Source organism: Lacrimispora sinapis (assembly GCF_043633585.1).
Taxonomy (GTDB): domain Bacteria; phylum Bacillota; class Clostridia; order Lachnospirales; family Lachnospiraceae; genus Lacrimispora; species Lacrimispora sinapis.
Map to the genome: position 1 here is coordinate 912812 of NZ_CP141832.1, position 17516 is coordinate 930327.

The 17516-nt window shown below is 45.7% G+C and carries 17 protein-coding genes; 13 read left to right on the forward strand and 4 right to left on the reverse strand.

Annotated features, from left to right (window positions below):
• Nucleotides 1-8 precede the first annotated feature (8 nt).
• The gene (locus VIG27_RS04235; RefSeq protein WP_394525512.1) at nt 9-503 is read right to left on the reverse strand and encodes a GNAT family N-acetyltransferase; all 495 of its coding nucleotides are present in this window, start codon (nt 501-503) and stop codon (nt 9-11) included.
• 165 nt (nt 504-668) lie between these two features.
• On the opposite strand from VIG27_RS04235, the gene hemA reads away from it, so the two are divergent.
• The 7 genes from hemA to ftsH all read left to right on the forward strand — a co-directional run bounded on the left by hemA (nt 669) and on the right by ftsH (nt 8750).
• Nucleotides 669-1832, forward strand: coding sequence for a glutamyl-tRNA reductase (gene hemA, locus VIG27_RS04240; RefSeq protein ID WP_394525516.1), 1164 nt, complete (start codon nt 669-671; stop codon nt 1830-1832).
• 2 nt (nt 1833-1834) lie between these two features.
• Nucleotides 1835-2506, forward strand: coding sequence for a precorrin-2 dehydrogenase/sirohydrochlorin ferrochelatase family protein (locus VIG27_RS04245; RefSeq protein ID WP_394525518.1), 672 nt, complete (start codon nt 1835-1837; stop codon nt 2504-2506).
• A complete protein-coding gene (hemC, locus tag VIG27_RS04250) occupies nt 2466-3368 on the forward strand; it encodes a hydroxymethylbilane synthase (protein ID WP_394525521.1) in 903 nt (300 codons plus the stop codon). Before VIG27_RS04245 ends, hemC begins: the two co-directional genes overlap by 41 nt.
• Nucleotides 3369-3380: 12 nt before the next feature.
• Nucleotides 3381-4886: a uroporphyrinogen-III C-methyltransferase gene (gene cobA / locus VIG27_RS04255; RefSeq protein ID WP_394525524.1), complete on the forward strand. Its 1506-nt coding sequence runs from the start codon at nt 3381-3383 to the stop codon at nt 4884-4886.
• Nucleotides 4887-4898: 12 nt separating this feature from the next.
• Nucleotides 4899-6176 carry a glutamate-1-semialdehyde 2,1-aminomutase gene (gene hemL / locus VIG27_RS04260; RefSeq protein WP_394525527.1) on the forward strand — a complete coding sequence of 426 codons (1278 nt, stop codon included), beginning with the start codon at nt 4899-4901 and terminating at the stop codon, nt 6174-6176.
• 185 nt (nt 6177-6361) lie between these two features.
• The gene (bilS, locus tag VIG27_RS04265) at nt 6362-6886 is read left to right on the forward strand and encodes a flavodoxin family protein BilS (RefSeq protein WP_394525529.1); all 525 of its coding nucleotides are present in this window, start codon (nt 6362-6364) and stop codon (nt 6884-6886) included.
• A 1-nt stretch (nt 6887) separates the two neighbouring features.
• Nucleotides 6888-8750 (forward strand): ATP-dependent zinc metalloprotease FtsH, encoded by a 1863-nt coding sequence (ftsH, locus tag VIG27_RS04270; RefSeq protein ID WP_394525531.1) that lies wholly within the window; start codon nt 6888-6890, stop codon nt 8748-8750.
• Nucleotides 8751-8856: 106 nt separating this feature from the next.
• Here ftsH and VIG27_RS04275 read toward each other — a convergent pair whose 3' ends face one another.
• The gene (locus VIG27_RS04275) at nt 8857-9765 is read right to left on the reverse strand and encodes a radical SAM protein (protein ID WP_394525534.1); all 909 of its coding nucleotides are present in this window, start codon (nt 9763-9765) and stop codon (nt 8857-8859) included.
• A gap of 1 nt (nt 9766) precedes the next feature.
• Complete coding sequence (locus VIG27_RS04280; protein WP_394525536.1) at nt 9767-10645, reverse strand: helix-turn-helix domain-containing protein; 879 nt, start codon at nt 10643-10645, stop codon at nt 9767-9769.
• Nucleotides 10646-10799: 154 nt separating this feature from the next.
• On the opposite strand from VIG27_RS04280, the gene uxuA reads away from it, so the two are divergent.
• From uxuA to VIG27_RS04295, 3 genes are all read left to right on the forward strand, one after another.
• On the forward strand, nt 10800-11855 hold the full coding sequence (gene uxuA, locus VIG27_RS04285; protein WP_394525538.1) for a mannonate dehydratase: 1056 nt from the start codon (nt 10800-10802) through the stop codon (nt 11853-11855).
• A gap of 16 nt (nt 11856-11871) precedes the next feature.
• Nucleotides 11872-12720, forward strand: coding sequence for an SDR family oxidoreductase (locus tag VIG27_RS04290; protein WP_394525541.1), 849 nt, complete (start codon nt 11872-11874; stop codon nt 12718-12720).
• Nucleotides 12721-12991: 271 nt separating this feature from the next.
• On the forward strand, nt 12992-15049 hold the full coding sequence (locus tag VIG27_RS04295) for a methyl-accepting chemotaxis protein (protein WP_394525543.1): 2058 nt from the start codon (nt 12992-12994) through the stop codon (nt 15047-15049).
• A gap of 85 nt (nt 15050-15134) precedes the next feature.
• Here VIG27_RS04295 and VIG27_RS04300 read toward each other — a convergent pair whose 3' ends face one another.
• Nucleotides 15135-15347, reverse strand: a complete 213-nt coding sequence (locus VIG27_RS04300) for a hypothetical protein (protein ID WP_394525546.1) — start codon at nt 15345-15347, stop codon at nt 15135-15137.
• Nucleotides 15348-15534: 187 nt separating this feature from the next.
• On the opposite strand from VIG27_RS04300, the gene VIG27_RS04305 reads away from it, so the two are divergent.
• The 3 genes from VIG27_RS04305 to VIG27_RS04315 all read left to right on the forward strand — a co-directional run bounded on the left by VIG27_RS04305 (nt 15535) and on the right by VIG27_RS04315 (nt 17491).
• Nucleotides 15535-16092 carry a LytR/AlgR family response regulator transcription factor gene (locus VIG27_RS04305; protein WP_394525550.1) on the forward strand — a complete coding sequence of 186 codons (558 nt, stop codon included), beginning with the start codon at nt 15535-15537 and terminating at the stop codon, nt 16090-16092.
• Nucleotides 16093-16455: 363 nt separating this feature from the next.
• On the forward strand, nt 16456-17172 hold the full coding sequence (locus VIG27_RS04310; RefSeq protein WP_394525552.1) for a transglycosylase domain-containing protein: 717 nt from the start codon (nt 16456-16458) through the stop codon (nt 17170-17172).
• A gap of 106 nt (nt 17173-17278) precedes the next feature.
• Nucleotides 17279-17491, forward strand: coding sequence for a hypothetical protein (locus VIG27_RS04315; protein WP_394525554.1), 213 nt, complete (start codon nt 17279-17281; stop codon nt 17489-17491).
• Nucleotides 17492-17516: the final 25 nt, after the last annotated feature.

Sequence of the window (17516 nt, forward strand, 5' to 3'; positions counted from 1 at the left end):
CGCTTTTTTTACAGGATTTTAGCCATACAGAACTGGTCAACATACGCGCCGTTTACGATCATGGAACGGATTAAAGTTCCCTCTTTCTTAAATCCCATTTTTTCATATAGGTGTAAGGCCCTTTTATTATGAGTCATGACGGTAAGTTCAAGTCTTGTGATACCGTTATTTGCCGCCCACGAATCAAGCTCTTTGAAAAGAGCCTGCCCATACCCTTTTCCTCTGTATTCCTTTCGGATTCCAGTCACAACATAGGCAGAGTGCTTCGTCCGGTTGGCAGAGCCTCTTAACGCAGACAAAAACCCGGCTGCCTGTTTCCCGTCGTCCAGGAGCAGAAGCAGGGAATTGGATTTTACAAGATTTTTAATGTGGTTTTCCATATCCTGTGGAGTTGATGTACGTTCTCCCGGTTCCAGCAACATAAATTCTGTCTCTTGATCTAATTGTTTCATTAGTTCTAAAAATTGTGCCGAATCTTCTGGCAATCCCTCTCTGATTTTCATAGAAATTCTCCTGTCTGATAAAATATTAATCATTATACCACAGATAGCTGCAAACGTAATTTTTTCTTCCTATGATTATTCATTGCCCTTTCCGGCAAAATTGTGTTAAAATAGGGTAGAGTTTACATATTAATTGAGAATAAAAATTAAGAAGGCTGAATAAAAATGATGTACTGTATGAGTGTGAGCCATAAAAAGGCTCCTGTTACCATCCGGGAACGGTTTGCGTTTCGGGAGGAAGAAAAAAAGGAATTCATGGAGCTGCTTGCCGGAAAAGAATCGGTGAATGGAATTGTAGTTCTCTGTACCTGCAACCGGAGTGAGATCTATGTATCCGGAACAAAACAGGCAATCGGAGAACTGCAGCGGGCCATCGCGGATTATAAAAACATCAGGCTGGAGGAACTGTTAAAATACTTAAACATTTACAGCGGAGAAAGTGCGATCGGACATTTGTTTAAAGTGGCCTGCGGATTTGAGTCCATGGTACTGGGAGAGGATGAGATCCTGGGGCAGGTAAAGGAGGCTTACCAGTTATCCAAAGATCAGGGAACTGTGGATTATGAGATGAATGTTCTCTTTCACAAAGCGGTAACGTGTGCCAAACGGATCAAAACCGATACCAATTTATCCAAAACCCCTCTCTCCATTGCCACTCTGGTGGCCAATGAGGTCTTTCATTTTCAAAACGGAAGTGACATTAAAAATGTCATGGTGATCGGAATGACAGGAAAGATGGGAGGGACCATAACAAAAAACATTTTATCCAAACCCGGCATTGTAGTGACCGGAACGGTTCGGAAGCATAATTCCTGCTTAACGGTCGATGTAAAGAGTGACAGGGTGAAGGTCGTGGATTACGGGGACCGGTATCACTATATGAAGGATATGGATATTGTCATAAGTGCCACACTGGGTCCTCATTATACCGTAACCTGCGAGGAACTGTCTAAGGCCCTGGAAGATGGGAAAAAGCGGCTGTTTATTGATGTAGCGGTACCTGTTGATATGGACCCTGCCATCGGAGCGATGGAGGGTCTGACGCTTTTTGATATTGATTATTTTGATACCTTGTCAAAAAACAATACTAAGATCAAATTAAAGGAGCTGGACCGGGCAAAAGCGATTATGGAGGAGGATCTGGACGGAGCCATCAAGGAAATGGTATTTCATCCCTATATTCAACGTATGGATGAGTTAAAGAACGCATTTTCAGGAAAACGTCTGGAAACGCTTCTCTATCAGATCCGGGATCATGTAAACAGCGAGGATTTAAAAGTGGTGCTTCGGACGTTAGATGGGCTTCAGGACTGGATCAAGGAGGGCTGACCATGGGGTATTTTCCGTTTTTTGTGGATATAGAAGGAAAAAAATGTCTGATAGCAGGCGGAGGGTCAGTCTCTTACCGGAAGGTCTGTGTGCTGATGGATTATGGTCCGGAGATGAAGGTGGTGGCACCAAGGATGGTGCCGGAGCTTTCTTGCCTTGAACAGGAGCTTGGCGGCAGGCTTATTCTGGAATGCCGGGATTTTGTTGAATCAGACCTGGATTATGCAGATTTTGTGGTGGCAGGGACCTCGGATGAAGCGCTGAACCGACGGATCTCCCAACTTTGTAAGGAAAGAAAGATTCCGGTAAATGTGGTGGATGTGCAGGAGGAATGCAGTTTTATTTTTCCGGCCCTCATCAAAGAAAAACATATTACCGTTGGAATCTCCACAGGCGGAGATTCGCCTACCATAGCAAAGTATTTAAAGCATCAGTTTCAGAAAGCCATTCCGTCCGGATTTGGTGAACTGGCAGAGCAGCTTGGCTCCTACCGGGATATGGTGAAGGAAAAGGTGGATCTTATTTCCATACGGACAGAGATATTTCAAACCATGGTGGAAGAAGGAATCCGGCAGGGCGGAACTTACACCAGAGAGCAGGCAAAAGAACTGATAGAGAGGAAACTTAGGGAACATGAAGGAAAAAACCATACGCATCGGAACCAGGAGAAGTAAGCTGGCGGTTGTCCAGACCAATCTGGTGGAACAGGCACTTTTACATACCGGTATGGGGATAAAGACAGAACTGGTGTTAAAGCAGACGGAAGGAGACCGGATTCTTGACAAACCGCTTTTGGAATTCGGCGGAAAGGGTGTGTTCGTGACAGAGTTTGAACAGGCTCTTTTGCGCGGGGAGATCGACCTTGCGGTCCACAGTGCGAAGGATATGCCCATGGAGCTGGAGGAAGGTCTTGGGATCGTGGCGGTATTAAAAAGAGAGGACCCCAGGGATGTGCTGGTGACTTTGGCAGGAAGTGATCTTTCCCGAATAAAGGAAGTTCGGATAGGTACCTCCAGTTTAAGAAGAAAAATGCAGATACAGGAGATCGGTAAAAGACTTTGGCCGGATCAAACCGTCCGCTGTGAGGATTTAAGAGGCAATGTGCAGACCCGTCTGGGGAAACTGGCAGAAGGCAGGTTTGACGCCATTATTCTGGCGGCGGCAGGATTAAAGCGGCTGGGGTTATGGGAAGACAGCCGGTATCAGTATCACTGCTTTGACTGCGAGATATTTATTCCGGCAGGCGGTCAGGGGATTTTAGCTGTGGAAGGACGGATCAACTCGGATCTGGAGCCTGTCCTTAAGCGTTTGGACGATGAGGAGTCCAGACGGTGTCTTTTCCTGGAACGAAAGATTTTAAGGCTTTTAGATGCCGGCTGTCATGAACCGGTGGGCGTATACTCCAGACAAAGAGACGGCAGGATGGAGGTTTTTGGTATGAGCCATCGAGGGGAAGAAACCAAAAAAATCCATCTTTGGGGAGAAATCACGGAACTGGACAGTCTGGCGGAGCTGGCGGCCAGAGGCCTTTCATAAAAGGAGGAAGCGATGAAAGAAAATGGAGTTGTCTATCTGGTAGGAGCAGGTCCCGGAGATCCGGAGCTGATTACGGAAAAGGGATTGTCAAGGCTGAAACACTGTGACGCAGTGGTCTATGATTCCCTGGCTTCAGACCTTCTCTTAAGAGAGGTTTCCGCTGATTGTGAAAAAATCTATGTTGGAAAACGGGCCGGGTCCCATTCCATGAAACAGGAAGAGATCAACCGCCTTTTGGTGGAACTGGCAAAAAAGGGGCTTTCGGTCGTCCGGTTAAAAGGGGGAGACCCCTTTGTATTTGGACGGGGAGGAGAGGAGGTCCTGGCTCTTAATAAGGCGGGAATTCCTTATGAAGTGGTTTCCGGCGTTACTTCTGCTGTAGCAGCCCTTGCCAGCGCAGGAATTCCCATAACACACCGGGGATTGAGCCGCAGCTTTCACGTTATGACCGGACATACCCTTTCTGAGGAGGGAACTCTTCCGCCTGATTTTGATGCATTTGCCAAACTTTCCGGTACTTTGGTGTTCCTCATGGGCCTGGGGAACCTTTCTCTGATTGTAAATGGACTGATAAAGGAGGGGAAGTCCGGCGGCACACCGGCTGCGGTGATTGAGAGCGGGACGCTTCCCGGCCAGAGGATTGTGCGGGGAACCTTATCTGATATTGAAGAAAGGGTCCGGGAGTCCGGCATAAAAAGTCCGGCCATTATTGTTGCCGGAGAGGTGGCGGCTCTTGACTTTTCTTCTACCGCAAAAGCACCGTTAAAAGGGTGCCGGATCGGAATTACAGGAACGCCTTCCTTTGCCGGGAAGCTTCATAAAGAACTCACCTCACTTGGAGGGACCGTAAAACACCTTTTGAGCCTTTCTCTGGTGTCCTATAAAACAGGGGACCGCATGAAAGAAGCCTATAAGGAGCTTTCCGGTTATACCTGGATCACATTTACCAGTGCCAATGCAGTCCGGGAATTCTTTTCGGGCCTTGTGGAGTGCGGATACGATTACCGTGCCGTGGGTCATGTGAAATTTGCTTCCGTAGGAAATGGTACGGCCAAAGAACTTTTAAAGTATGGTTTCCGCTCCGATTATACACCGGAAAACTATCAGGTAAGGGACTTGGCGGAAGGGCTTAGAAAACTCATATCGGGAAAGGACCGCATCCTGATACCCAGGTCATCCCGCGGCTCCAGAGAATTGAACCAGATTCTTCAGGAGACAGAAGCTGCCTTTGATGATGTGGTGCTTTATGATGTGGTGAGCCAAACGCCGGATGCAGGGAAAGAGGACATGGCTATCGAAGGACTGGATTATGTGACCTTTGCCAGTGCATCTGGAGTGGAGGCATTTTTTGAAACCGGAGGCCAGCAGGAAAAAGAATGGTTTAACAACGTTAAAGTGGTATGCATTGGAGATATTACGGCAGAGGCTCTGGAAAGATATGGAAGAAACGCAGATTTGGTTGCAGAGGTATACAGTGTCTCAGGCATTGCACAAGCCATATGCAGCGATTGGGAATAGGAGAGGAACAGAATGAAGTTTGATGAATCTATGGCATTGTTTGAAGAATCAAAAGATTATTTCCCCGGAGGAGTAAACAGTCCGGTCCGCGCCTTTGGTTCCGTGGGCGGTGCTCCGGTTTTTGTGAAACGGGCCTCCGGCTGCCATATCTATGATGAGGATGGCAACGAATACATTGATTATGTAAATTCCTGGGGACCATGCATTCTGGGCCATGGGTATGGACCGGTGGTTGATGCGGTGCGGGAGGCTTGTCTTGATGGGTTATCCTTTGGAGCACCTACCAGAAAAGAGCTTACGCTTGGGCGTCTGATCCGGGAATGCATCCCCTCCATGGAGATGATGCGCATGGTAAGCTCGGGAACGGAAGCGGTTATGAGCGCCATTCGCGCGGCAAGAGGGTTTACAGGAAGAGATAAGATTGTGAAATTTAAAGGATGCTATCACGGCCATTCGGACGGACTTCTGGTTAAAGCCGGTTCCGGTGCCTTGACAGGCTCGGCGCCGGACAGTGCCGGAGTGCCTGCTTCCTATACGATGCATACGCTTCTCGCCCAGTACAATGGAGAGGATTCCGTAAAAACGTTGTTTGAACAATTTCCTGATGAGATAGCGGCCATTGTGGTTGAACCGGTAGCAGCCAATATGGGACTGGTTCCTCCAAAGCCTGGTTTTCTGGAATTTTTAAGGGAGATCGCCACACAGTACGGGGCACTTTTGATCTTTGATGAAGTCATAACCGGATTCCGTATGGGAATCGGCGGCGCCCAGGGATACTACGGCGTTATTCCTGATATGACAACCCTTGGAAAGATCGCCGGAGGCGGTATGCCTATGGGGGTTTATGGGGGCAGAAAAGAAATCATGGAAACCGTTTCTCCGGTAGGAACCGTTTATCAGGCGGGAACCCTTTCGGGAAACCCCATAGCCACAGCGGCAGGAATTGCCACGGTTAAGACCTTGATGGAACACAGAGAGCTGTATTTTGCTCTGGAGAAGAAAGCAAACAGACTGATCAGTGCACTTAGTCAGGCCCTTCCCCATACCCAGATCAATCAGGCGGGTTCTTTGTTCAGTGTTTTCTTTTCCAACACCCCGGTGGTGGATTTTGATACTGCGCTCACTTCGGATACCGGAAAATACGCAAAGTATTTCCATTACCTGTTAGAACACGGCATCTATACGGCACCGTCACAGTTTGAGATTCTGTTTTTATGTGCGGCCCATACCGATGAGGACATAGAAAAAACCTGCAGGATCATAAAAGAAGCAGCTGGAACTCTTTTCTAAAATCCACAAAACCAGGCCGGAGAAGGATGGATCCATGCCCCCTCCGGCTTGTTTCTCCTCTAATTCATAATCATAAAAAAATCCATCAAAATTCTAAAAATTACATAAATTGTATTAACATTCGGATTATCTATTGATAAATTCTCGGATTTGGTATATTTTATTCATTAGAGGAGGCTCAATATATGGACTATTTGGTTGTATATACTAGCAAAACCGGAAATACTCAAAAGGTAGCCATGAAAATATTCGAGACGCTTCCAGGAAAATCCAAAGACATTATCAGTCTGGAGGAATTGCATGGAGAGGAAGCGGATACGTATTTTGTTGGATTCTGGAATAACCGCGGAACCTGCAAGACAGAGATGATGGACTTTCTTTCCAGTCTGCATGGAAAACGGGTCGCATTGTTTGGTACCTGCGGACTTATGGGGAATAAAGAATATTTAAAACAGGTAGAACGGCAGGTCTCTGTTTTCCTTCCGGATGACAATGAGTATCTCGGCTGTTTTTTATGCGGAGGAAAGCTGGGACCTTCCATACTTGAAAAATACAGGCAGATGCAGGCGGTCAACAATACCCCTCAGATCAGGGCGTTGATTTCTTCATATGAAGCTGCCATGCTTCATCCCAATGAGGAAGATTTAGAGAATGCGTGCAAATTCACCGAGTTTGTGCTTGGGTTAGTGACAAAAGAAAAGGAGGAGTAAGATGGGGTTAAAAGATGATAATGATTCCGGCAAAAAGCCGAACAAATCATTTTTTTACTATTATACGGTAGTTTTAATACTTATGATTATATTCAATGCCCTGGCGGTCCCGTGGATCCAGTCAAAGTCCATGACAGAGGTGCCATACAGCACCTTTCTTGAGATGGTGGATCAGGGCAAGGTCCAGGCCGTTGCAAGGACGGAGACAGAGCTCCAGTTTAAGTCTGATACGGGAAAAAAGGACTGGGAGGGCAAGCCTGTTTATCAGATATACAAGACCGGCCTGTGGCCCGATGAAACACTGACACAAAGACTGGCCTCCCACAACGTCCAGTTTGAAAAGGTCATTGTGGCCCAGATGTCTCCGCTGCTTTCGTTTCTTCTTACCTGGATCATCCCTATTTTGATTTTTGTATTTTTGGGCAATTTTTTATCAAAGCAGCTGCAGCGGCGGATGGGCGGCGCTAATGCCATGTCCTTTGGAAAGTCCAATCCTAAAATCTATGCGGAATCGGAAACAGGAAAGACGTTTCGGGATGTCGCCGGACAGGAAGAAGCCAAGGATGCGTTGAAGGAGATCGTGGATTTCCTTCATAATCCACAGAAATATGCGGATATCGGAGCGTCTCTCCCAAAGGGAGCTCTTTTGGTAGGACCGCCAGGTACCGGTAAGACACTTCTTGCAAAAGCGGTGGCAGGAGAGGCCCATGTACCGTTCTTCTCCATATCCGGTTCGGAATTTGTAGAAATGTTTGTAGGTATGGGTGCGGCAAAGGTCAGAGATTTATTCAAGCAGGCCAATGAGAAGGCACCGTGTATCGTGTTTATTGATGAGATTGATACCATAGGTAAGAAGCGTGACGGCAATGGTTTTTCCGGAAATGATGAAAGAGAACAGACGTTGAACCAGCTGCTGGCTGAGATGGATGGATTTGACGGAAAAAAAGGAGTCGTAATACTGGCGGCTACCAACCGTCCCGATTCTTTAGATAAGGCACTTTTGAGGCCGGGCCGTTTTGACCGGAGAATCCCTGTGGAGCTTCCCGATTTAAACGGACGGGAAGCCATTTTAAAGGTTCACGGCAAAAGCGTCAAACTGTCTGATGACGTGGATTTCCACGGAATCGCACTTGCTACGTCAGGTGCCAGCGGCGCCGAGCTTGCCAATATTATCAATGAGGCGGCTTTAAGGGCCGTTCGTATGGGAAGAAAAACAGTGACCCAGAGGGATCTGGAAGAAAGTGTTGAGGTGGTTATCGCCGGATACCAGAAAAAGGACGCATCGGTCAATGTGGAAGAAAAGAAGATCATTGCTTACCACGAGGTGGGGCATGCTCTGGTGGCAGCTTCCCAGAATCATTCGGCACCGGTTCATAAGATCACCATCATTCCAAGAACCTCCGGTGCACTTGGCTATACCATGCAGGTGGATGAGGAGGAACGTCATCTTCTGACAAAGGAGGCGGCCCTTAATAAGATTGCCACTTTTACCGGTGGACGGGCGGCAGAGGAGCTGATTTTTGAGACCGTCACCAGCGGTGCCTCCAATGACATTGAACAGGCCACCAGGATTGCCAGAGCTATGGTGACCCGCTACGGTATGACTGAAGAATTCGATATGGTGGCTTTGGAAACCGTGACCAACCAGTACCTGGGAGGTGACACATCTCTTGCCTGCGCTCCTGAGACGGCAAAGAGAATTGATGAAGAGGTCATAAGAATCGTAAGGGAACAGCACCAGAAGGCGACTCAGATTTTAAAGGACAATATGAATAAGCTCCATGAGATTGCCGAATATCTTCTGGAACGGGAAACCATTACGGGAGAAGAGTTCATGGAGATTTACAACAGAGAAGTGTTGTAAGGATCAGTAAGCTCAAACAAAGGCTGGATTTTATAATAATTATGGAATGAAAAAAAGGAATCGGAGACGAACGAATCGTCTTTGGTTCCTTTTTTCTTCAGTACCTCTATAAGATCCCTTCCAAATCAAAAGGAGGTGTATACTCCTCTTTTGCGCTGCTTTTCTCCTGCATAAATCCCTGGTCAAGTCCAAGTCTGATGGCTTCCTTTAGAACCTTTTGATACTCATAGGAAGTAATTCTCCGGTTGATTTCAGGATAATCCCTGCTGTGGAAGAAAGGGGTATACTGGCTCATAAGGCTGATATAATACATTCCTTCCGGGAGTTCCTTCTTCATCCAGTGAAGAAGATTTATGGAATCCTCCCTGGCTCCGGGAAGGACCATATGGCGTATGATAACTCCTTTTTTCATGATGGTGCCGGAAGCATCAAACTGTGGTCTGCCAGTCTGAGTCACCATTTGAAGAATGGCCTTTTTGGCAGCTTCAAAATAATTGGCTGCATTGCTGTAGCGCAGGGACAGCTCCAAACTCTGGTATTTTAAGTCCGGCAGCCAGATATCCACGTAGTCTTTTAAGGCTTTTACAAGCTCTGGGGTTTCATATCCGCCGCAGTTATAGACCACAGGAATAAAAAGCTTCCCTTTTATCAAATCCAGGGCATGCAGGATTGAAGGCAGGTACTGGGTGGCAGTCACCAGATTGAGGTTGTGTGCCCCAGATGCCTGAAGTCTCAAAAAAATTTGAGCCAGTTCCTCATCGGAGATTTCTTTTCCAAAGCCTTCCTGACTGATGGAATGGTTCTGGCAAAAACAGCATCTGAGGGTGCAGCCGGAAAAGAAGACAGTGCCGCTCCCCCGGGTGCCGCTGATGCAAGGCTCTTCCCAGTGATGAAGTGCGGCACGGGCTGCTTTTATCGTATGGGAACAGCCGCAGTACCCCACAGTCACATAACGGTTTACTCTGCAGTTTCTGGGACAGAGACTGCACGATTCATACATATGGTCAAAATTCATATCAATACCCCTCCGGCAGTTCCTTTTGTTCCCTGAATTCTCTGGGAGATAGTCCGAATTCCTTTTTAAATGCCCGGTAAAAGCTGGTATAATCCGAAAATCCATACTGGTGGTATAGCTCTGTAAATGGAATGCCGGACAGGATGCCGTTTTTGCTGGCATTCAGCCGTTTCTTTATAATATACTGGTGTATGGAGATCCCCATATTATCTTTGAACACATGGGAAAGATGATATTTACTGGAATAAAAAAAGGAAGCCAGGTGATCCAGGGACAAGTTTTCGTTTAAGTGATTGTTGATATAGTCGCATACATTTAAATAAAGCACATTTTCATAGGTCTGAGGGACCTGATGGAGCATCTCATAGGTAATGCGGTTGATGAGAAGAAGGAACGAGTGGACCAGCAGCTCGGCATTGAGCATATGAAACGGCCTCGTTCCGTGCAGCTCCTCCAAAAGCTCCAAAAGCCGTCCCTGGATGTTCTGAAACGTGATAAAGTCCGTACGGAACCGGTATTGCCTGTTTTCTTCCGCATATTGAAACGTATAAGAAAAATCTTTGGACCAGGAACACATGGATTCATAATATTCATTGCTGATCCAAAGAACGAAACGCTGATAATTTTTCCCGGAGGAATGAAAGATGGGATGGTGCTTTGCACCAGGGGGAATGAGCAAATAGTCCCCATACTGCAGAGGGTATCTGATGCCTTCCACTTCATAGGTCACATCTCCGCTTAAAAAGAAATACACTTCATAATAAGGATGGCTGTGATCCTGTATATGATCCAAATTCATATCTTTATAATAAAACACTTCAAATGCTCCGGAATTCATATACTGCCGTTCATTAAAACCGGTGGATAATTCTTTTTTCATAAAATTCCTCCTTCTGATTTTCATGCAGCAAATCCATTATAAAGCACTGCCGCAAGATTTGCAATGTGAACAACAAATTCATCCATGGTATTCCGGCGGAAAGCTGTTTATACTAAATTCATACGGAAGATTCCCACAATAAGGAGGTATTTTTATGAAACTATCATTCCGATGGTATGGAGACGACGACCAGGTAACGCTGCAGAACATCCGCCAGATCCCTGGAATGTATTCCATTGTAACCGCTGTTTATGACGTGCCGGCAGGAGAGGTGTGGAGTCGAGAGACCATCGCACATTTAAAGAAAGAGACAGAGGCAGCAGGACTTGCGTTTGAAGTCATTGAAAGCATTCCCGTCCATGAAGATATTAAATTAGGAAAGCCAGGCAGAGGCCAGCTGATCGAAAACTATTGTGAAAACATCAGGAGAGTGGCGGAAGCAGGAATCAAGTGTGTTTGCTACAACTTCATGCCTGTATTTGACTGGACAAGGACGCAGCTGGACCATGTGCTGGAGGATGGCTCCACCACCCTTGTTTACTATCAGGACCAGGTGGACCAGGTAAACCCTTTGGAGAGCGACGGAGATTTAAGCCTGCCGGGCTGGGACGCCAGCTACACAAGAGAAGAACTGAAGCAGGTGGTAAGAGAATACAATTCCATGACAGAGGAAGATCTTTGGGACAACTTACAGTATTTCCTGGAAAAGGTCATTCCTGTGGCAGCAGAATGTGATGTCAATATGGCCATCCATGCAGATGACCCATGCTGGAGCATCTTCGGTCTCCCAAGAATCATTACCTGTGAAGAAAATGTAGACCGTTTCTTAAAGCTGGTGGATGATCCCCATAACGGAATTACGCTCTGTACCGGTTCTTACGGCTGCTCCAATAAAAACGACGTGGTTCGGATGGCAGGCAAATATGCGGCCATGGGACGTATCCATTTCGTACATGCAAGAAATGTTGCGGTCCTTGACAATGACAGGGGCTTTGAAGAGCGGGCCCATTTATCAGAATCCGGTTCCCTGGATATGTTTGCGATCTTAAAGGCCCTTCATGACAATGGCTTTGACGGATATGTGCGGCCGGATCACGGACGTATGATCTGGGGAGAGACCGGCCGTGCAGGATACGGACTTTATGACCGTGCCCTTGGCGCCACCTATTTAAACGGACTTTGGGAAGCAATTGAAAAAACGAGCAAATGAGAAAGGAGACGGTCACATGGCATTGACATTTGGAACCGATTTAAGCGGCAAAGTAGCAGTGGTAACCGGAGCAGGCGGCGTTCTGTGCGGCATGTTTGCAAAAACACTAGCCCAGGCAGGTGCAAAGGTAGCAGTTCTTGATTTAAACGAGGCTGCAGCAAAGGAAGTGGCAGATTCCATTAAAACGGAAGGGTATACGGCAAAAGCCTATAAGGCTAACGTACTGGAACTGGAAAGTCTAAAGGAGGTCCACGCAAAAGTCCTGGCAGAGCTTGGCCCCTGCGATATTTTAATCAACGGAGCAGGCGGCAACAACCCTAGAGCCAATACGGACAAAGAATACTTTGAAATGGGAGATATGGAGGCAGATGTAAAATCCTTTTTCGATCTGGACCCATCCGGCGTAGAATTCGTATTTAACTTAAATTTTCTCGGAACCCTTCTGCCCAGTCAGATCTTTGCAAAAGATATGATCGGCAGGGAGGAATGCAGCATTATAAATATTTCGTCCATGAATGCTTTTACGCCGCTGACAAAGATTCCGGCTTACAGCGGAGCAAAGGCAGCCATCAGCAATTTCACCCAGTGGCTGGCAGTCCATTTTTCCAAGGTGGGTATCCGCGTCAATGCCATAGCCCCAGGTTTCTTTGTGACCCGGCAGAATGAGAAACTGCTGTTTCATGAAGACGGCACTCCGACAGAAAGAACAAAAAAGATTCTTTCTGCCACACCCATGGAACGATTCGGAAAAGCAGAGGAATTAAACGGAGCACTTTTATTCTTTTTGAATCCTCAGGCGGCAGGCTTTATTACAGGCGTAGTTCTCCCTGTCGACGGCGGATTTTCTGCTTACTCCGGAGTGTAACGGCAGATACTGGCCTTTTCGAGGAGCATTCTGTCTTTTGATATAGAATAAATAAATATATAAAAAAGATATCTTTTTCTAATTGTTTGTTGAAGAAGATATCTTTTTGTATTATTATGTCGAGTTTTGTCAATTGTGAGATGTACAAAAATAAAAATGCTAATATATGGATACATTGACAAAATATTACAAAATAGCGTATAATAATGGAAGCCATGAATATTTTGTAATGGTACAAATTTACCTAAGACAAGACAAGGAGCACAAAACTATGAAGACATCGGGGGAAAAGAAATGGATTCAAAGAATTGCTAAACAGGGGAAAGGAGAGAAAACCCCAAAAACGGGGAAAAAGGGAGCAGTATTTGGGGGAGGATTTTCATTGAAATCTTTAAAGATGAGAATGCTCGTGTTCATTATTTCCATTATTTTAACACTGGCTGTTACCAATATGATAATCAGCATTTCGGTCAGCTATAAGGGAATCACAGATGTTGTAAAAAGTGACTTAGAATCAACAGGAAAACTGGTGAACAGTCTGGTGGTACAGAATTTAAACCAGATGAAGACAAATATTGAGGCCAGTACCCAGGGCGGCAGTTTAAAATCCATTAACTCAAGGGTTGTTACGGAATATTTAAACAACCAGTGTCAGCTTTACGGTTACAAGGATCTGGAAGTGGTCAGCCAGAGCGGGGAGATTACCCGCAGTGCCAGCGGGAACCATATTGGAGACAGCTATGCGGACCGGGATTACTTCAATGAGGCAGTGAATGGAACTACAGCTGTTTCTACCACGGAATTGAATGCCGATAATGAACTGGTGATCCGAGTAGCCGCACCCTATGAACTGGGGATTTTGGTAGCCACCTATGACGGTTCCGTATTGAGTGATCTGATTAAGGATCTCCGCATCGGTGAAACAGGCAACGCATTTTTAATCGACAATACTGGTACTATGATTGCCGGCATTTATCCCGAATTGGTCAACGAACGCCAGAACTTTATTGAGATGGGGAAGACGGATAAGTCCTATCAGTCAGCGGCCCGTATGTACCAGACCATGCTTACAGGAAAAACAGGAATCGGAACCTATGATTACAAGGGAGTCAGCCGTTACTGCTATTACAGCCCGGTAACAGGCGCCGATGGCTGGGCCCTGGGAGTGGTTGCTCCCGTTGGTGAGACGACGACATCCATATACAGCGTCATAGCAGCCATGATTGTTCTGGCAATCGTATCCGTAGCAGCAGGATGCTTTCTGGCCTTCCGTTTTGCGGCACCCATCGCAGGTCCCGTTTCAGAAATTGCAAAACGAATGAAGCTATTATCGGAAGGAGATTTATCAACGGAAGTTCCTCTGATAAACAGGAAAGATGAGATCGGTATTTTGGCAGAAGAGGCTTCCAATTATGTGCAGAGCGTAAGAAATACCAATCATACCATCGTAAGAGTATTGGATAAGATCGCTTCCGGAGATTTCCGCCGTTCCGAGATTACGGATTTCAAAGGAGATTATGTGATGATCCAGCAGGCCATTTTAAGGACGGAAGAAATGCTTTCAAAAACCATGGAAACCGTAGAGACTTCTGCAGACGAAGTGGCAAAGAGCAGCGCCCAGGTATCCCAGGGAGCACAGAATCTAAGCCAGGGAGCCGTGGAGCAGGCAGCCGCCGTAGAACAGCTGTCTTCTTCCGTCAATGAGATCTCTGCCAGCCTGATGGACACGGCCAGATCCGTAGAAAGCCTGAACAAACAGGCCGGTCATGTAGGAAAAGCCATGGAAGAAGGCAATGAAAAGATGCATGAGATGATGGAATCCATGAACCAGATCAGCAGTAAATCCAAAGAGATCGAAAAGGTCAACAAGCTCATAGAGGACATTGCATTCCAGACAAACATTCTTGCCCTTAATGCGGCGGTTGAGGCAGCCCGTGCGGGAGAAGCAGGAAAAGGCTTTGCAGTGGTTGCGGACGAAGTCAGAAACCTTGCAGGAAAGAGTGCCAATGCAGCAAAGGATACTTCCAGTCTGGTGGCAGACACCATTTCGGCAGTCAGCAAAGGGACTGATATCGCAGCTTCCACAGGAGAATCCTTAAATGGGATTCTTACGGAGACAAAGAGTATGGTTGTTGCCATTCAGCAGTCTGCAGACGAACTGAAGGAGCAGAGCGAGAAGGTAAACGAAGTTACCGTAGGCATCGGACAGATCTCTTCCGTTGTACAGAGTAATTCCGCTACAGCAGAGGAAAGTGCGGCAGCGAGCGAAGAGCTTTCCGGCCAGGCAGAGAATTTAAGCAAACTGATGAGCCAGTTCCGGCTCCATTAAATACATTGATTATAAAAATCCGGGGCACCAGAATCGAATCACATTCTGGTGCCCCGGATTTTTTCAGCTCCGTTTATTTCACTCCTTATTTGGAATCGTCTTTATCGACTGTTTTTGCATTGGGGATATAAGGATAAATGTCCTGATATGCTTCCATTTCATCCTCCGTTTCCGGAGTTGCCGGAATAAGTCCGGTACAATCCATGGCAGAGCAGGATTGAATGTCAACATCGTAGTTATTGTTTGCAGTCAGTGATTCCTTATGCTCCCTGGTCTCATCTTCCTTTTTTGATTTCATATGCGATTCTCCTTTTGATGGTCATTTTTTTTCAACGGTTATTCATTTAGTGTGGGGAAAATCGCTGTAATTATTCATCTCAAAATCACATCCAAAATTTGCGTTATATGCTTTGGTTTCATTCGTTATATAAGATGCGGGGCGATAAAGTCCATGAAAAATAATGGAATGATGGAAGGAAAATGAGATGAAAATTGATTTTTTTTCAAATGAAAAACAGCTGCCTGGCTCAAAAAAAGAAAAAAACAAGAGGCTTCTTTTGGCGTTGGATTGCACCGCGTACGACATGATTGTGATTTATTCTAAGGGGGAAACCGTTTCCAGCGGGAAAGTGATCAGACAGGTAAAAAAGAGAGAAAAATGCAGTGTCATAACTCTGGTCAATGGGAAGATGAGTCACTTGAAACAAACAAAATACAGGGTGTTTTTTAACGGGCAGTCATTTATACTTGATATCCAGGATATTCATTTCCTGGAATCCTATTACCGGAAAACCAGCGTGGTGGTGGATAGTGGCAGAATAAGAATCAGGGCCAGGCTTGACGAAGAGGAGGAAAAGCTGCCTAAAGACCAGTTTGTCAGGATCAACCGTCACAATATTATAAATATGAATTATGTAAGAAATGTTAAAGGAGAGGCCATTGAGATGCAGAACGGGGAATACCTGTATGTAAATGACGGGAGAAAAAAGAAATTTGAGAAAAGATACCGGGAATTTTTGGAGTTAAATTATATGCTTTTGTAGCTTTATATCAAAAAAACGCAATAATATGGGCAATAACCGCAAAGCGGATTGCCAAATCTTAAAACTGGTGGTATTGTTGCCTTGTCAAAGGAAGTAACAAATTCATCTCTTGGTTCGGCGTTCCAATTCTGAAGTCATATCTTTTTACTCTAATCCAATTCGCACAGGCAGCGGGAATCAGCCGAATCCGCTGCCTGTATTTTATTGAGAATTCCCTATATTTGTAAGAAATGGTAAAAAAATTGTCAGAAATAATCCGAAAAATTTAGGGAAATATAAGGAATTATTCCTGATTTTAAAGAGAGTCTATGATACAATGAAGTTAGTAATATCAAACTCTAATAAAAAGGAGACAGTGAGCGGATGAAAATCAAAAGATTGTTGAGATATATATTGTTTTTATTTGTCACGGTTTGTCTTTTGACCGGATTCACTGTGGCGCATAAAGGCTATGAGCTTTACCGGCAGGCACTGCAGACGGAGAGCCTGACAAAACAGGTTAAAGCCATACGGGATAAGGAGGGCTTCACCTCTTTTGAGGATTTACCCGATGTGTATGTAAATGCAGTTATTTCTGTGGAAGACCATCGGTTTTTTAAGCATCATGGAATCGACCCGATAGCCATTGGACGTGCGGTCCTGCATGATATCCAGGCAGGCCGGTATGTGGAAGGCGGAAGCACCATAACCCAGCAGCTGGCAAAGAATCTGTATTTTGACCAGGAAAAAGAGCTTACCAGAAAAGCAGCGGAAGTTTTTATGGCGTTGGAGCTGGAGAAGCATTATACAAAAGATGAAATATTTGAATTGTATGTAAACTGTATATATTTTGGGGACGGGTATTACAGCGTCGGAGAAGCCAGTGAGGGTTATTTTAAAAAGGTACCAAGGGATATGAGTGTTTACGAAAGCACCCTCCTGGCAGGTGTTCCCAATGCACCGTCAAAATATTCACCGGCGAAAAATCTCAAGCTTGCCCAAAAGCGTCAGAAAAAGGTGATTGCAAGAATGGAAGCCTGCGGATATTTTTCGGCGGAGGAAGCAGAAACCATATCAGAACAGATTGTCGCTTCCAATTGATTTTACTTGAAGATTGATGGAATGGACGGTATAATAGAAGCAGAGCAGAGTACATTTGGGGAAGGCACTGTTTCACAGGATGTTACAGGGAAAGAGGGGAGACCGTATGGAGGATAAGAGATTATACAACAAGATCATGCTGATATCGTTTTGTTTGATTGTGGTATTGCTTTGTGCCGGTTCCTACAGCTACTTTAAAGGCAGCAAAATCACACCGGAAATAAATAGTCCGGTAAAGAATGCCAAGGTTCTTATATGGGAAGGCTTAGGGGAAAATCCGGTTGACGAAAATCCTGTTGTTACGAATCCTTTTTCATAGGAATAAGGGCAGGCAATGATTGATG

Excerpts from the sequence above, each read along its gene's own strand:
- VIG27_RS04235 (WP_394525512.1), bottom strand. The coding sequence starts at position 503 with ATGAAAATCAGAGAGGGATTGCCAGAAGATTCGGCACAATTTTTAGAA.
- hemA (WP_394525516.1), top strand. The coding sequence starts at position 669 with ATGATGTACTGTATGAGTGTGAGCCATAAAAAGGCTCCTGTTACCATC.
- VIG27_RS04245 (WP_394525518.1), top strand. The coding sequence starts at position 1,835 with ATGGGGTATTTTCCGTTTTTTGTGGATATAGAAGGAAAAAAATGTCTG.
- hemC (WP_394525521.1), top strand. The coding sequence starts at position 2,466 with ATGAAGGAAAAAACCATACGCATCGGAACCAGGAGAAGTAAGCTGGCG.
- cobA (WP_394525524.1), top strand. The coding sequence starts at position 3,381 with ATGAAAGAAAATGGAGTTGTCTATCTGGTAGGAGCAGGTCCCGGAGAT.
- hemL (WP_394525527.1), top strand. The coding sequence starts at position 4,899 with ATGAAGTTTGATGAATCTATGGCATTGTTTGAAGAATCAAAAGATTAT.
- bilS (WP_394525529.1), top strand. The coding sequence starts at position 6,362 with ATGGACTATTTGGTTGTATATACTAGCAAAACCGGAAATACTCAAAAG.
- ftsH (WP_394525531.1), top strand. The coding sequence starts at position 6,888 with ATGGGGTTAAAAGATGATAATGATTCCGGCAAAAAGCCGAACAAATCA.
- VIG27_RS04275 (WP_394525534.1), bottom strand. The coding sequence starts at position 9,765 with ATGAATTTTGACCATATGTATGAATCGTGCAGTCTCTGTCCCAGAAAC.
- VIG27_RS04280 (WP_394525536.1), bottom strand. The coding sequence starts at position 10,645 with ATGAAAAAAGAATTATCCACCGGTTTTAATGAACGGCAGTATATGAAT.
- uxuA (WP_394525538.1), top strand. The coding sequence starts at position 10,800 with ATGAAACTATCATTCCGATGGTATGGAGACGACGACCAGGTAACGCTG.
- VIG27_RS04290 (WP_394525541.1), top strand. The coding sequence starts at position 11,872 with ATGGCATTGACATTTGGAACCGATTTAAGCGGCAAAGTAGCAGTGGTA.
- VIG27_RS04295 (WP_394525543.1), top strand. The coding sequence starts at position 12,992 with ATGAAGACATCGGGGGAAAAGAAATGGATTCAAAGAATTGCTAAACAG.
- VIG27_RS04300 (WP_394525546.1), bottom strand. The coding sequence starts at position 15,347 with ATGAAATCAAAAAAGGAAGATGAGACCAGGGAGCATAAGGAATCACTG.
- VIG27_RS04305 (WP_394525550.1), top strand. The coding sequence starts at position 15,535 with ATGAAAATTGATTTTTTTTCAAATGAAAAACAGCTGCCTGGCTCAAAA.
- VIG27_RS04310 (WP_394525552.1), top strand. The coding sequence starts at position 16,456 with ATGAAAATCAAAAGATTGTTGAGATATATATTGTTTTTATTTGTCACG.
- VIG27_RS04315 (WP_394525554.1), top strand. The coding sequence starts at position 17,279 with ATGGAGGATAAGAGATTATACAACAAGATCATGCTGATATCGTTTTGT.